We start from the raw sequence: 14,504 nt of genomic DNA, 5'->3' as shown, positions 1-14,504 counted from the left end.
GTTTATACATTATCCTAAATTTCATAAACTAAACCTACAGGGGTATTAACAAGCATAGAATTGGGGGAAGAGTGAAAGAGATTAATCGACCTTCCCTGCCCAGGCAAACATACCGCCTTCCATATTCGTTACATTATAACCGTGATAAGAAAGAAACTTCACTGCCTGGCTGCTTCTGCCTCCTGATTGACAGACGACAATGTAATCTTTGTTCTTCTCTAATTCATTCATGCGAAATTCAAGCAATCCCAGTGGAATGTTCAAACTGTTTGGGATTTTCCCGTTACGTACTTCAGCTGCTTCACGGACATCGAGTATATTTAAGGATTCCCCTTCTGATAATCGTCTGTTTACTTCATCGCTCAAAATGGATTTCATTTTTCATTCACTCTCTTTCAATAAATTTTCATTATATCAGTGTGACCAGGAATTCATTCCACCCCTAACATTCGTTATGGAAGTGAATCCTTTCTTTTCAAGTACTTTACATGCATTTGCACTTCTCATCCCGCTTTGACAGATGACGATGATCTCCTTATCTTTGGAAAGGGATTGATCATTTTTGGGTAATGAGTTTAAAGGCATATTCTTGAACTGTTTGATATGATTGTTCTTGTATTCTCCTGGCGTGCGAACATCAATGAACTGTTTGTTCTTATCTCCCAACATGGATTTTAATTCCTCAGTAGAAATTTGTTTGATGTTTTTACTTGGCTTTTTCATCATGATATAAAACATTACTAGTACAGCCAATACAATTAATCCAATAAACTCCATCTTAAGCACCTCGATTTATTTAGTATGGAATGATGCATGAAACTCATTTGTAATATAATCATATTATATACCCCTATAGGTATAAAATCAAGGGATAAAATTTTCATTTAGGCTGTCTTCGTAAACATTATTGATTTTGAACAATCGAGAGGTGGTTGATTGCAGCGAGAATCAACTGAACAAGCATAAATATTTGGTATAACAGTGTAAATGTCAGGGTTTCAACCAAAACATTTTCTTGGATGCAGTGAACGAATTATACTAAGGTTCTTTTCCTTTACTGATTTTTATGACCATTTAATTCATTCTTTGGCTAAGAATCAATGACATAGCATTTGCAAATCATTGTCTGTGTAAGTATAACAACTATCTTTGCGAGAAGAGCTTTCTTTTATCATGACAAGTTTCCTGATTTCTGCAAGAAAAAGCCGACTCCATAGGTATGGAGTCGGCTCACTCTATTCACATGTAATAATAGTAGCGTTTGTGTGGACCTTTAAATGGGAATGGTGTGTTTACAATCTGTCCGCCGAGAAATCCCAATCCCAGTCCAATTAACCCAGCCCCGAGAGGGTTAATACCATACCCACCTATCGGACCGTATGGAGGCGGACCATACCCCGCTTGTTGATATCCAGATAGCGGATATACCTGCTGACCGTACATTGGTGGATTACCGTAGGCTACCTGATTATAAGGCGGTACCTGACCTTGTGCCCCTCCCCATGCCCCGGGTACTTGAGATCCACTATTAAAATTCCCATCACTCATAAGATTCGGGAGTCCACTTTGATTAAATAGGGTCATGATATTCTTTCTGTTCATGGTTCTCCTTTCATACATGTTCGTCACTCCTCTTTATTAGCCTATTATGAAAAGGAAAAAGGGGAAGGGCAAATGTCCCTATTAAAGAAAAAGTAACGGACTAGATCATTGTTATTGTATTAGCTTTTACATGCTAAAATAGAAAATGAGAATGAACATACATATCTCACAGAAACTTCACTAATTATATCTATAATAAAAATGGATGCAGCACCCTGCATCAACATGTCGGGAGTGATGATCATGAAAAAATGGAATGTACTTATAGTAGATGATGAACCGGAAATGAGACAGTTGATCAAGCTGTACTTGAACAGGGAACATTATTTCTGTATAGAGGCTGAAAACGGATTATCCGCTCTTGATCAACTAAATAAAACACATGTGGATCTTATGGTTGTGGATATTATGATGCCGTTTATGGACGGATTTCAATTGCTGGAAGAGGTAAGAAGAAAAAGTCAAATCCCGTTCATTTTTCTTTCTGCTAAAGGGGATGACCTGGACAAGGTGAAAGGACTTAAACTTGGAAGCGATGATTATATGGTCAAGCCTTTCAACGCCGAAGAACTTATCGCGCGCATTGAAACCATTCTTAGAAGGTCGTATGGAATTCAAACGAACCAGCGTTCCATGGTCGAAAAATATGGTTCAGTATCCTTCAATTTAGCTTCAAGGACCGTTTCCGTCGGTGAACTTTCACCACGATTGACATTAAAGGAATACGAACTATTCTTATTCCTTGCCCGTAACCACGGGAGAGTGTATAAAAGGGATCAATTACTTGATCAGGTATGGGGAAATGATTATGAAGGCAGCGATCGCACAGTTGATACTCATATCAAAACCTTAAGGCTGAAATTGAAAGAATACGGTCATGTAATTGAAACCGTATGGGGACTAGGGTATAAATTTGAGGAATCCATGTGAAAAACAGTAACCTCACTCTGAATAAAAAAGTTTCGATTCTTTTATTGAGCAGCTTATTTTTGACGATCCTGTTTTCATTTCTTTTCATTCATTTCCTTTACAAAGATTTATATATAGGAACCGTAAAGGAATCTTTGCTATATCAAGGACAGAGAACGGCTGCTCACTATCATTATGGCGATGTCAGCGGAAATGTGAAAGACAAGATTCTTTGGTATAACGTCATCTCTCCCTATGAAGTTTCAGTAGTTGAAAACCTTGATGATTTAGGGAAGAATTTCCCTTTTCTTATTGACCAAAAGCCACTCATCAATAGCACAGATGTAAAAGAATTGGCTAAAGGGAATCATGTCATGAAAGAAGGTTATGTAGACGAGTTCAATCGGAATGTGATAGGGGCCATCTTTCCACTGATGAATGAAGATCATTTAATGGGATATTTGTTCATATATATCCCATTGGCTGAAATGACAGAAGTATTCAGTAAAGGAATCCCCATTCTAGTATTGGCGGGAGTCATGTTTTATTTTCTTCTGTTTCTAATCATTCAATCTTCCCTAGGCTCCTTGTTCAAGCCTGTCAGGGAGATGCAGAGATTCTCAAATAAAGTAGCGGGTGGGGACTTCACAGAACGTTTAAAGGTCACCACGAATGATGAAATGGCTGAGCTTGCCATAACCTTTAACAGCATGGTTGACTCCCTGCAACACCAAGAAGATCGAAAAAGACAATTTCTTTCCAATGTCGCTCATGAGTTACGGACCCCACTTACGTACATCGGCGGTTATGCGAAAGCATTGACTGACAGAGTTCAAACAACACCTGAAGAAATAGAAAAAAGCTTGCAGCTAATTCAAAAAGAATCGATTCGTATGCAGAAATTAATAACGGAACTCCTTGAACTGAACAAATTAGAAGATTCATCCTTTTCACTTGATGTCGAACCGATGGTACTCTCTCAATTCATCATGGACTCTCTAACACTGATTCAACCCCAGGCAGAATTGAAACATATGGACATCCATCATACCTTAAACGAGGAGTCCATCATAAATGGAGATCCCAACCGTGTGATGCAGGTATTTTATAATATCCTGGACAATGCTTTGAAATACTCATCTGAAGGAAGCTCCATTTCCATTCATTCTTATGAAGAAGATGGTAAGGCTGTAGTCAAGATTCAAGATGCAGGAATCGGAATACCAAAAGACTCCATATCACAGATTGGAGAAAGATTCTACAGATCGGACCTCTCCAGGACAAGAGGCACCGGAGGATATGGCCTTGGTTTATCCATCGCCAAGGAAATCATGCATAAGCATAAAGGTTCCTTAGCCATTGAAAGCGAAGAAAGAAAAGGAACGACAGTTTATCTATCGTTTCCATTGCTTGAATTATAAAAGCCTGAGTCTCAAGAGACTCAGGCTTTTTGTAATATTATCCAAATAAATTTTTGATGGATTTAAAGAAATTTGCGATTGCCTCTAACAAACCGGAAAAGAAATCAGATACTTTTTGCCCGAATCCTTCATCATTCACTATTTCTTTAATCGTTGTTTGAATATCCTTTGTTAAATCATCCAGTTGTTGTTGAACATGGTCGAAGTCAATATCAAGTGATCTCATCTTTTCAAAGAGATCAATCAGAAGCTGACGATCCTCGGGACTTAACTCAATGTTCAGAGTTTGGAGTTTATCTTCAACGATTTTCTCCACTTCCTCTTTCGTTGCTGGATCTTGTTTTGCAATTTCCTTTTTGATTTCAGTTAATAGATTACTAACCTCTTCTTTGTCGATGCCTGCTTCTTTGGCTAATTCAGTTGCTACGGATAGCTCTTCGTTGGCTACTTCCATCCGAACGGTATCAAGCTTTTCTCCACTCACATCATAGGCCTTGTATATTCCCACCAGTGCAGAATGACCACTGACCTTTACAGGTGAAGCGACATCGACCACCGCATTTTCCACGCCCGCTGTTAACAGGGCATTGGAATACATCGAATTTGTGACTTCCGTAATATTCTCAGGTGTCACAATGTTGACTTTTAATCCTTCCCCTTTTTCTTTACGGGTAATCATGGCAGAAGAAAACATTCTCGCGTTACGGTTCTCACCTTCAATATATTTCACAAGGTCTTCACCTGTTGCTGTAAACTCTTCCACTTCTGTTCCCTCGTCCATACCGAATTGCTTCTGAACTTCATTTTTCTGCTCGTTGGTAAGCGTTTCTCCATATACAACGATAGGTAGTCCGAATTTTTCATTTATGCTTGCTTTATCATTATCTGCAGCAGATGCAGGCTGGATTCCGCTTACCATTAGTGAACATAGTAAGACAATACCAATAAGCTTTTTCATGTTCATTCTCCCTTTTTTAAAATGGATAAATCATCGAACGCCTCCATTGTACTTGTACAATGAAATGTATTCATCCATCTAGAGTCTTATTTTTTTCTATTATATAGACGAAACAGACCCAAGGAAAGTTACAAGTAGATTTCTGTAAGAATACAAAAATAGCTCAGCCCTTACACTCATGCACCTTCTCTTGCTCTTTGAAGGTGCATGAGTTGTAGAACCAAGCAATCATTTATAAAATATCTACCCAGATTTTAATCGCTGTTCCTAAAATTAACAGAGCTAAAATCATCTGGAGAATCTTAGTATTCATTTTCTTTCCTGCCATTGCTCCAAGTGGAGAGGCAATCAGACTGGCTACTACCATGATCATGGCAGGCAGGTAGTCTACTTGCCCAGTGGAGATCTTTCCTACTGTTGATCCGATGGAAGAAATTAATGTTATGGCAAGAGAGGAAGCAATCGTCATTCTTGTCGGTATTTTAAGGACGACAAGCATGATTGGAACTAATAGGAATGCTCCTGCCGCCCCGACGATACCTGCACCGACCCCGACGATAAGGGCAAGTGTGGCAGCGAGCCATTTATTAAACGACACATCTTCAAGCTTTATATCGTCTATACCTTTTTTCGGAATGAACATCATTACGGCAGCAATGAGTGCCAATATTCCATATACGATGTTTATTCCCGCTTCACTCATAAATTTAGAGCCGTACCCACCAACAAAACTACCGATTAAAATGCTTATCCCCATATAGGCAATGAGCGTTTTATTGAGATAGCCTCCTTTTCGGTAAGCCCATACTCCTCCGAGTGTTGCAAAGAACACTTGGACAGCGCTAATACCTGATACCTCATGGGCAGAAAATGTAGCTACTCCCAATAAAGGTGGAATATACAAGAGCATCGGATATTTAATGATACTTCCTCCAATACCAACCATTCCAGAAATATAAGAACCGACAAAGCCGATTAGAAAGATTGTAATAATAAAGGCCAAATCCATTGTGAACCCTCCTATTCTAGTGAAATGGGAACCGGCTCAAGCTGGTTCCCATCAGGACATTATTCAAATTCGTTTTTATCGTACAGCACAACGGTTTGGTCCGATTTCCATCTCGCGTTGCTTCTCTTCATCCGGAGTGACTTTCCCCATGTTTGTTTCACGGATTTCCTGATACGCATTTGGTTGTGGAGGCAGATTTTCAGAAACAAGCTTTCTGAATTCTTCTTCACTCTCAATGTTTAAACCGTGGTTCTTGGCAAATAGTGTTCCTAGCTTTTCCCCTACAGAACCGTCTTCGTTTAATTCTTCAATAATCATAAAGTGAGCCGGTAAGACAGTAAGCTCCATAGATAGGTCTTTATAACGTTTGTATAAACTTTCTCTCAAGTCCCCTACCCAATCTTCCGCTTTTCCGGCAAGATCAGGACGACCGATACTATCGACGAATAAAATATCTCCTGATAATAAGAATTTCTCATCGACTACGAAAGATGTAGAACCAATCGTGTGTCCCGGTGAATATAGAGCCGCAATCTCGATGGTTGTATTTCCGATAACAACTTTATTTCCATCTTCAAGTGCAGCATATTCAAATGTCACCTCATCAGCATCTTTAGGTGGTAACCAGTAGGTTGCACCTGTTGCTGCTGCAATGGTACGTCCTCCCGAAATATGATCGGCATGCAGATGAGTATCAAAAACGTTTGTGATCGTAGCTTCTTTTTCTTTTGCGAACTCAATGAATACATCCGCCATACGTGTTGCGTCCACAATCGCAGCTTCTCCATTGGATACAACCATATACGATAGACAACCTTTGCCTAGACGGACGAATTGATAAAGCTCACCGCCATTTGATAAGTCACCTACTTTAACAGGCTCAAGATGCTCACTCCAGGCCTTCATTCCGCCTTCAAGATAAGAAACATCCTTTCCTTCTTCAGACAGCATTTCGGCTACCATAACGGAAGAACCTTCTTTCGCACAAACAACAACAATATCTTTATCCTCCGGAAGTTGAACGAGAATTTCTTCAACACCATCTAAAAGATCGAAATAAGGAATATTCAAGTAATCGAATTTTTCTCCTTCAATTTTCCAATCTTCAAATGCATCCACATTACGGACATCTAAGATGAATAATTCTTCTTTGTTCATTACTTTTTGTGCTATTTCTTTAGTATTCATCGGTTTCACAGCCATTTATATGCCTCCTAAAAATATGAATTATTTAATTTCGGATGTTACTTTCCCAGTCCATTCGCTCATTCCAGGAACAACATTGATTACATTTGCAAACCCTTTTTCTGAAAGCATTTGGGCTGCCATATCACTTCTGTTTCCTGTGCGGCAGACGACATAAATGTCTTTGTCTTTATTCAATTCATCTACCCGAGTCTCTAAATCACCAAGAGGCATTGAGATAGAACCTGGTATATGTTTGAACGCATATTCCGCTTTTTCACGGACATCGAGAATAACGACATTTTCATCGCCTAATTTACTTTCTAAAGTTCCATTGTCTGTCACAACTTCGTGTTTACGCTCAACAGCCTCTTCACCACTTGATTTTCGGAGGAAATGCTTCAGGACATCTCCTTCTTCAATCGTCCCTAAATAATCATGTCCGGAACTCTTTGCCCAAGCTTGAAGATCTGCTTTAGACCCCTTATCTGTTGCCTGGATTTCAATTACATGCCCGGCTTCCATGTCTTTCAGGGCCTTTTTAGTTTTCACAATCGGCATTGGACAAGCGAGTCCTTTTGCGTCTAACACGATATTTGATTCGATACTGTTCATAAAACGACCTCCAATTACCTCGTAGGGTATATTTTCTCACAAAAAAAATTTAGATAAATAAATTAACGTTTCCGTCTTCGGCATCTGCTAGATACGCCGCTACACCTGCATATTCGATTTCTTCTAATAATTCGTCTTTGTGTAACCCCAACAGATCCATCGTCATCGTACATGCAACTAATTTAACATCCTGTTCCCGTGCCATATCAATTAGATCAGGTAAAGGCATGGCATTATGTTTCTTCATGACTCCTTTGATCATTTTAGGGCCCATTCCCATGAAGTTCATGTTGGATAATCCCATTTTATCTGCTCCACGTGGCATCATTTTCCCAAACATTTTCTCCATAAATCCTTTTTTCACTGGTACCAACTCTTCTTTTCTTAAAGCATTCAATCCCCAGAATGTGTGGAAGATCGTAACCTCATGATCATATGCAGCTGCACCGTTCGCGATGATATATGCGGCCATCGCTTTATCGTAATCTCCGCTAAAAAGTATAATATTCGTTGTTTTTGTTTCTGACATTGTATCTCCTCCTAATTACTACTAGGGGTATATCTCCCCTCAAAAAAAATTATCCTTTTTTGATCCAGAATGTGAATACATCATTTTCTTCATTGGAATCCATTAATTCATGTCCTGTTGATTTTGCCCATGCTGTAAGGTCACTTTTTGCCCCTTTATCCGTCGTTTGAACCTCTAATATCTGACCTGTTTCGATTTCTTTAATGGCCTTTCTCGTTTTCACGATTGGCATTGGACAAGCTAAACCTTTTGCATCTAAAACTTTATCTGCGTTCATGTGAATTTCCTCCTAATAATGTGTTTTCTTATACCTATAAGGGTATATTAATTGATATAAAAAAAGATGTCAACTCTTTTTCTTATCGACTCTTTACTAATAAATTTACTGCCTCTTTAACGAGCTCTTCTGTGCTTTCACCCGTTTCTTGGGAATCCCTTACACACTCAACAAGATTCATACTGACAATTAAACCTACGGAACGGTCAAGAGCTGTTTTGGCTGCGGAAAGTTGAGTGATGACATCCTTACAATCTTCCCCCTGCTCCATCATCCTTACAATTCCCCGGAGCTGCCCTTCAACACGTTTGATTCGATTTTTAATTTGTGCATTGTATTCCATCAAGACACCTCCTGTTGGTTTATTGTTTTCTTGCTACATTCATAATGATATACCCTGCAAGGTATATAGTCAAGGGGGTATTTAATTATTTTTAAATTAAAGTTGTTTTTCGTAAACATGGTTGCTTTTGAACAAGCGAAAGGTGGTTGATATCCGCTGCAGGTGCTCGCTTTCCCGCAGTAGTCGAGCACCTGCAGCGAGAATCAACCGTCTAAGTATGACTGTTTCAGTACAAACGTGGAAGTGTCAGTATGGTATGTGACTCTTGGGAGCAGGTAGGGAGTGGACCCCTATCTTACGTTCTACTTTAGAAGAGAGAATTAATCCTAATTTCATTTTATTCGGCACGGTTTTCAAATTATTCATCCCATTCCAGAATTATTACTCCCCTTTTTCATTTTATTAATCCTAATTTCGATTAATTGATCCCTTCTGTCGAATTTTCTTTAGATAAGCACACACTGTTACCCCTCCGAAACAATGCTTTCTTTACATAAAAAAAGACGGATCACACAATCTCTGTGATCCGTCTTTTAGGCTAATAACAAGAAGGTCAACTAAATTAAATAAAATGAGGTCTGCCTTTTAGCCATATACTCCAGTCGATCTTGAATGAAGGCAACAGGCTCCTCCAAATAAATGGGGATGATTTGATTCCATTCGGGAATGTATTGTTTAATATTGAATTCCATCGCATAGCAGCTATTCGCCGTTAAAGGAAGGTCACCTCTGATGGGGATATCCCCTTGTTGATCATATAAGCCTATTAATGCTCCCGCTTCATGACAGTGATTCCCTAATGGATGAGAATAGAGCATCGCCTCAATTTCTTCTCCTTTTGCCTTTTTCATTGCCCGGTAAAATACTTCATTTCCTGTTCTTCCAATTTTCATTTCCTCGGTTATGATGTCCTCAAACCTTAAAGCTGTTTGGAAAGCAGACTGAAGTCCTTCCGGCGCATCCTCCTCACCTGGATAGAGTACGTATGCCAGCTGCTGGGCATCCGTAGTAAGTCCAAGGTAGCGAATGCCAAAATCTAAATGTATGATATCTCCAAAACGGATGATCTCTCCTTCTAAGCGATCCATGTCCGATCCTTTTCTTTGCAAATCGACTGTAGGGTAAAAGGATGTTTCCATCCCTTCGTCTAAAACGCGCTGACGTATCCAATCGACTACATCTTCCGTAGTCGTGATCCCTGGATGAATCACCGCTCTTGATAATGCTTCTTCCGCAATGGTCCTTCCAAGCTCGGCTATAGATGGGTATGCCACTAATTCCTTGGAGGTTCTAATCGATAGCCAATCTACTATCACATGTTGTGCTGACATGAATTTATGTGAATGCTCGTCCAATAACATGCTTACATGCTGGAAATAGGAGTGACTCAACCCATCTGCAACAGCAAACGTCGAGGAATAATTCAAAGCTATGGTGTCAGGGTTTTGTTCTTCCACAAGCCTTTTCAGACATTCCCATTGATCGCACTCTTCTGGGTTCCAGACCCGTTCATAAAACGGTTCGAAATTTGGGTTTGGGTGCAGGACCCATCTTTTGAGATGCTTACCATTGTCTAAATGAAATACCAGGATTGTCAATCTCCTCGAACTGTCGATCGATGCTGGGTATAGACTCTTTAGGACGGGATCTTCATTATATTCCCTTCCAACCACTATCCACATGTTGACATCGTGCTTTGCCATTAGTGAAGGCAAAAGTGTATTAAGCCGATGAAATAACCAACGATTTTGAGTTTCTTCCCTTTTCTTTAATGGAAGAATGGCGGGGATAGTCTTCTTCTCATTTTTCATTGGAACCACTTCCCTCCATTGATTGTTTCACTACATTTTCGACAAAAACCCACATTTCCCCTTCATAAAATATAAAATGACCATTGAAGAATATACAATGGTCATTCATACTATGTATTTCCCTATAGCTGACGAACTCTTTCACTCTTTACAATTTCCTTCTTAAGCAAAGCTGCGAAGGTTTCAAGAAGAGGAAGAGTGCAAATATCTTCTTCCATCAATGGGATCCGATAGAGTGATTGTTTGGTGAACTTTTCTTTCATCAGTCGCAAATAAACCTTTTCCTGATCTCTTCTCTTTTGTAAGAACTCACCATCTGCCCGAGTGGGTAGAACTTTATTGATAACCAGTCCACCAACGTCAAGTGAATGCCTGCACATCGACTCAATCGCTTTTTCTGTTTCAAGTATCGGGAGCCGTTCAGGGATAAGTACAAATATAAAGCCTGTCTTTTTTTGATCCAATAGAACCTCTCTAACCCTTGAAAACTTTTCCCGGCGCTTTTGAAGGACATCATAGATGGGGTCTTCAACCGGCTCTCCATCATTCAAGAGTTGAGAGTAATTCTTGTTTGTTTTCTTCCTTCTTTCCAGCATTCCATCCATCCATACCCCCATAAGTTCCGGGAGCGATAACAGTCGAATCGTATGGCCGGTTGGTGCTGTGTCAAAAATGATTTTGTCAAATTCATTCCCTTCTTCAAGAATGATGGAAACAATACGATCAAATAATGCTGCCTCTTCCGCACCTGGTGCCGTAGCGGCCATGTCGATTTGCCGGTGTACTTCATTTACCATTGTGGACTTGACCATCCCTTTCAGATTCCCTTTTACTCCATCAATGTATTGACGTGTTTCCATGTCCGGATTAATCTCAATTCCCCACAAATTTTCCAGTAATGGCGTCTTATGTCCCTTGATTTCCTGATGAAAGATATCACCGAGATTATGTGCGGGATCTGTTGAAATAATTAATGTCTTCTTTCCCATTTTTGCAAACATGACAGCCAAAGCAGATGCTGTCGTTGATTTCCCAACTCCTCCTTTCCCTCCTATAAATAGAATGGACTGTTGCACAAGATCACTCATACCTTTCTCCCCTCCTTCTATTTCTCTTTAACAACATCTGATACCGTCCAGAGGAGAGTGTTCCATCCCCATCCTTAAGTGCCAATCATGAAACTTTTCTATGATATAAGGATAAAGCTCCAGGGTGTAATAGAAGACAGGATTCGGGATCCCAAGCATGTCTGAATAGAGGAGCAATAAAAATAAATCATCCTCATCCCTCAATTCCCTGGCAATTTCCGTTTTGTGAGGGAGGCGTATCATATCATCATACAGTGCGATTATCTTTTTGAACTTTGCTTTCATTGATACATCCATTATGATTCCTCCGTTTTAATAGAATACAAAAGGGGTCTCATGTTGAGGCCCCTTTCAAGGTCATACTGTAAACTGGGTAGGATCGTCTCCCTTTTTCGAGAGGGACGATGCCGCGGTGACGAGTATCCACAAAGTAAAAATCAGGATGATGCTTCCAAAGATAAACAGGAGCATATTACCACTCGACTCACCGGCTCCCGACCATTCAAAAACAACTTGATGAATCATCGCCCAAAGTGTCATAAACATAAGGAACAGCATAGGTATCAATGTTGCTAAGTAATTTCTACCCTGACGCTTCAGCCATATGGTGATCAGCAGCAAACTGATGCCCGCAAGCAGCTGATTTGATGTCCCAAACAAAGGCCAGAGAAGATATCCACCTGAACCGAATCCTTTAGGACCCTGCGGCAGAAGCGTTAATGCGGCACTAGATACAACCGCAACCGTAGTGGCAACATGGGCATTGGTCAGTGGTTGCACCTTGTATTCCTCTCCCAATTCGGCAATGATATATCTCATGAGCCTCACAGAGGAATCCAAAGTCGTTGCAGCAAAGCTTACGATGATGACAGAAACGATCGTAGCCGCAATATCAGCAGGGATTCCTACACCTGTTGCAAGTTGCCCCGCTCCTTTAATGAATACACCTAATCCTGCTCCGCTTGCTGCGGCAAATCCACTGTAGGTTGCTTTGAATTCTGCCACGTTTGGGAAAAAGGTAATACAGGCGATGATGGCAATTAATGCGAGCGCTCCTTCTCCTACCGCCCCCAGGTACCCTACAAATCGTGCATCCGTTTCCTTATTCAACTGCTTTGAAGATGTCCCAGATGAAACCAGTCCATGGAAACCGGATATGGCACCACAGGCAATGGTTATAAACAATAATGGAAACCAAGATACGTCTGCAGAACCGTTTGTCATCGGTGCAGTGATTTCCGGGTTAGTAAATAACAGACCGAGATAGAGTAAACCAAGACCGACAATTAATTGATGTGAATTGATATAATCTCGTGGCTGCAACAGTTTCCACACTGGAAGGATGGAAGCTATGTAAACATATATCATTAAAATGACAATCCAGACGAAGAAAGCCATACTGGTTGAACTTAAACCAAATAATGACGTTGCATCCTGTCCACCGAAATAACGTACCAAATCGATTTGTAAAACATCCACCCTGCTTGCAATGACAGCCGAAGCATACATCACACCGAGAGCTACTATTGAAGGCAATAACATGCTACCATTGCGTTTGTATACGGAATATCCAATCCATACCGCCAGAGGAATCTGGATAAAGACAGATAATACACTTGCTGGGAAGGTAATGAATAAATTAGCTATAACCCATGCAAATACTGCATTAACCATTAATACAAGAATTAATATGATACATAGAAAAAGTACTTTTGCCCGTTTTCCAATAAGCTTATTCGCTAATGTGCCGACGGATTGTCCCTTATTTCGAACTGAAAGAACCAGCGTGCCAAAATCATGGATACCAGCTGCAAATACAGTCCCGAAGATTACCCAAAGAAAAGCAGGAAGCCATCCCCAATATACCGCGATTGCAGGACCTACGATCGGTGCCGCACCGGCAACCGATGTAAAATGGTGCCCCCATAGGACAAATCTATTTGTTGGTACAAAATCGACCCCGTCCTTATACTGGTGTGCGGGGGTCTCATAATTCGGATCGAGCCTGTACACCCTCTCGGCTATAAGTGTAGAATAATATTTGTATCCTACCAGAAACACGATACCACCAATGACTGCTAACCATATTCCACCCATCAAATTCCTCCCTTTTCAAATGTATGCACACAGTTAGAATTCTGAATTTTTAGAATGTATGCGCTTCCTTCATTTTACATTGGGTTTTTATGGTTTTCAATGAGAACATTGTACTTTTTATCCCTGCCATCTTAAATAAGAAAAGAGCCAGATCCTCTAGGAACCGGCCCTTCATTTTTTTGAATCATCGGACATAAATGCTATCTTCATCTGTAGGATCCACTGCTTGAGGTATATCCACTGTCGTCCTAAGAATAGTTTGATCTGTATCAGTTGTTTTAGGATGATTCGATTTCGTAGGGAACTCAAATGGGATCCGCTTTTCTTCCCCAGCCCTGATCGTCCCGATCTTGTCTAAGGCAATCGTACCCAAATCTTTTTCATGATAGCAAAAATCACTATCTTTTTTATCTTCCTCATACTTATGAAGAAGCAGTAACTGTACCTCATTAATTGGTTGATCAGCCATTCCACCCTTCAGGACTACATCACCTTTAATGTGGTCGCCCGGGGATATCTCTGTAGTGTGAACAATGGTATCTACTTTCACATGGCCAATGCCAATACTTGACAAAAATTTATTTAACACCTTTTACGCCCCCCTCTTTCTTGTTTATACTAACAATTCCCTCTTCGATTCGTCCACTCTTACATATTCTG

17 protein-coding genes are annotated in these 14,504 nt (G+C 40.2%); 2 read left to right on the top strand and 15 right to left on the bottom strand.

Annotated elements, in window-relative coordinates:
* Nucleotides 1–81 precede the first annotated feature (81 nt).
* The 3 genes from LCL96_RS06830 to LCL96_RS06820 form a co-directional block, all read right to left on the bottom strand.
* Entirely contained in the window at nt 82–378 is a 297-nt protein-coding gene (locus LCL96_RS06830; protein ID WP_224940666.1) for a rhodanese-like domain-containing protein, read from the bottom strand.
* A 36-nt stretch (nt 379–414) separates the two neighbouring features.
* Nucleotides 415–777, bottom strand: a complete 363-nt coding sequence (locus LCL96_RS06825; RefSeq protein ID WP_224940665.1) for a rhodanese-like domain-containing protein — start codon at nt 775–777, stop codon at nt 415–417.
* 462 nt (nt 778–1,239) lie between these two features.
* Entirely contained in the window at nt 1,240–1,620 is a 381-nt protein-coding gene (locus LCL96_RS06820; RefSeq protein WP_224940664.1) for a hypothetical protein, read from the bottom strand.
* Between the two features lie 225 nt (nt 1,621–1,845).
* On the opposite strand from LCL96_RS06820, the gene LCL96_RS06815 reads away from it, so the two are divergent.
* Entirely contained in the window at nt 1,846–2,532 is a 687-nt protein-coding gene (locus tag LCL96_RS06815; RefSeq protein ID WP_224940663.1) for a response regulator transcription factor, read from the top strand.
* A complete protein-coding gene (locus tag LCL96_RS23590) occupies nt 2,529–3,932 on the top strand; it encodes a sensor histidine kinase (RefSeq protein WP_224940662.1) in 1,404 nt (467 codons plus the stop codon). The genes LCL96_RS06815 and LCL96_RS23590 overlap by 4 nt, the downstream gene beginning before the upstream one ends.
* A 37-nt stretch (nt 3,933–3,969) precedes the next feature.
* On the opposite strand, the gene LCL96_RS06805 is transcribed toward LCL96_RS23590, so the two are convergent.
* The 12 genes from LCL96_RS06805 to LCL96_RS06750 all read right to left on the bottom strand — a co-directional run bounded on the left by LCL96_RS06805 (nt 3,970) and on the right by LCL96_RS06750 (nt 14,433).
* Nucleotides 3,970–4,890, bottom strand: coding sequence for a DUF1002 domain-containing protein (locus LCL96_RS06805; protein WP_224940661.1), 921 nt, complete (start codon nt 4,888–4,890; stop codon nt 3,970–3,972).
* A 232-nt stretch (nt 4,891–5,122) separates the two neighbouring features.
* Nucleotides 5,123–5,899 carry a sulfite exporter TauE/SafE family protein gene (locus tag LCL96_RS06800; RefSeq protein WP_224940660.1) on the bottom strand — a complete coding sequence of 259 codons (777 nt, stop codon included), beginning with the start codon at nt 5,897–5,899 and terminating at the stop codon, nt 5,123–5,125.
* 75 nt (nt 5,900–5,974) lie between these two features.
* Nucleotides 5,975–7,102 (bottom strand): MBL fold metallo-hydrolase, encoded by a 1,128-nt coding sequence (locus LCL96_RS06795; protein WP_224940659.1) that lies wholly within the window; start codon nt 7,100–7,102, stop codon nt 5,975–5,977.
* A 24-nt stretch (nt 7,103–7,126) separates the two neighbouring features.
* Nucleotides 7,127–7,699: a sulfurtransferase TusA family protein gene (locus LCL96_RS06790; protein WP_224940658.1), complete on the bottom strand. Its 573-nt coding sequence runs from the start codon at nt 7,697–7,699 to the stop codon at nt 7,127–7,129.
* Between the two features lie 49 nt (nt 7,700–7,748).
* On the bottom strand, nt 7,749–8,228 hold the full coding sequence (locus tag LCL96_RS06785; RefSeq protein ID WP_224940657.1) for a DsrE/DsrF/DrsH-like family protein: 480 nt from the start codon (nt 8,226–8,228) through the stop codon (nt 7,749–7,751).
* A gap of 49 nt (nt 8,229–8,277) precedes the next feature.
* Nucleotides 8,278–8,505 (bottom strand): sulfurtransferase TusA family protein, encoded by a 228-nt coding sequence (locus LCL96_RS06780; RefSeq protein WP_224940656.1) that lies wholly within the window; start codon nt 8,503–8,505, stop codon nt 8,278–8,280.
* Nucleotides 8,506–8,587: 82 nt separating this feature from the next.
* Nucleotides 8,588–8,848: a metal-sensitive transcriptional regulator gene (locus LCL96_RS06775; protein ID WP_224940655.1), complete on the bottom strand. Its 261-nt coding sequence runs from the start codon at nt 8,846–8,848 to the stop codon at nt 8,588–8,590.
* Between the two features lie 557 nt (nt 8,849–9,405).
* The gene (locus LCL96_RS06770; protein WP_224940654.1) at nt 9,406–10,659 is read right to left on the bottom strand and encodes a M24 family metallopeptidase; all 1,254 of its coding nucleotides are present in this window, start codon (nt 10,657–10,659) and stop codon (nt 9,406–9,408) included.
* Between the two features lie 122 nt (nt 10,660–10,781).
* Nucleotides 10,782–11,747 carry an ArsA family ATPase gene (locus LCL96_RS06765; RefSeq protein ID WP_224940653.1) on the bottom strand — a complete coding sequence of 322 codons (966 nt, stop codon included), beginning with the start codon at nt 11,745–11,747 and terminating at the stop codon, nt 10,782–10,784.
* A 27-nt stretch (nt 11,748–11,774) separates the two neighbouring features.
* Nucleotides 11,775–12,032: a cory-CC-star protein gene (locus tag LCL96_RS06760; RefSeq protein ID WP_224941319.1), complete on the bottom strand. Its 258-nt coding sequence runs from the start codon at nt 12,030–12,032 to the stop codon at nt 11,775–11,777.
* 72 nt (nt 12,033–12,104) lie between these two features.
* Nucleotides 12,105–13,844: a carbon starvation protein A gene (locus LCL96_RS06755; RefSeq protein ID WP_224940652.1), complete on the bottom strand. Its 1,740-nt coding sequence runs from the start codon at nt 13,842–13,844 to the stop codon at nt 12,105–12,107.
* 184 nt (nt 13,845–14,028) lie between these two features.
* Nucleotides 14,029–14,433: a sporulation protein gene (locus LCL96_RS06750; RefSeq protein WP_224940651.1), complete on the bottom strand. Its 405-nt coding sequence runs from the start codon at nt 14,431–14,433 to the stop codon at nt 14,029–14,031.
* Between the last annotated feature and the right edge of the window lie 71 nt (nt 14,434–14,504).

The sequence above is a fragment of the Rossellomorea aquimaris genome (assembly GCF_020172085.1).
Classification (GTDB): domain Bacteria; phylum Bacillota; class Bacilli; order Bacillales; family Bacillaceae_B; genus Rossellomorea; species Rossellomorea aquimaris_E.
The sequence above is the reverse complement of the archived record's forward strand: the minus strand, read 5'-3'. Positions and strand labels throughout refer to the sequence as shown.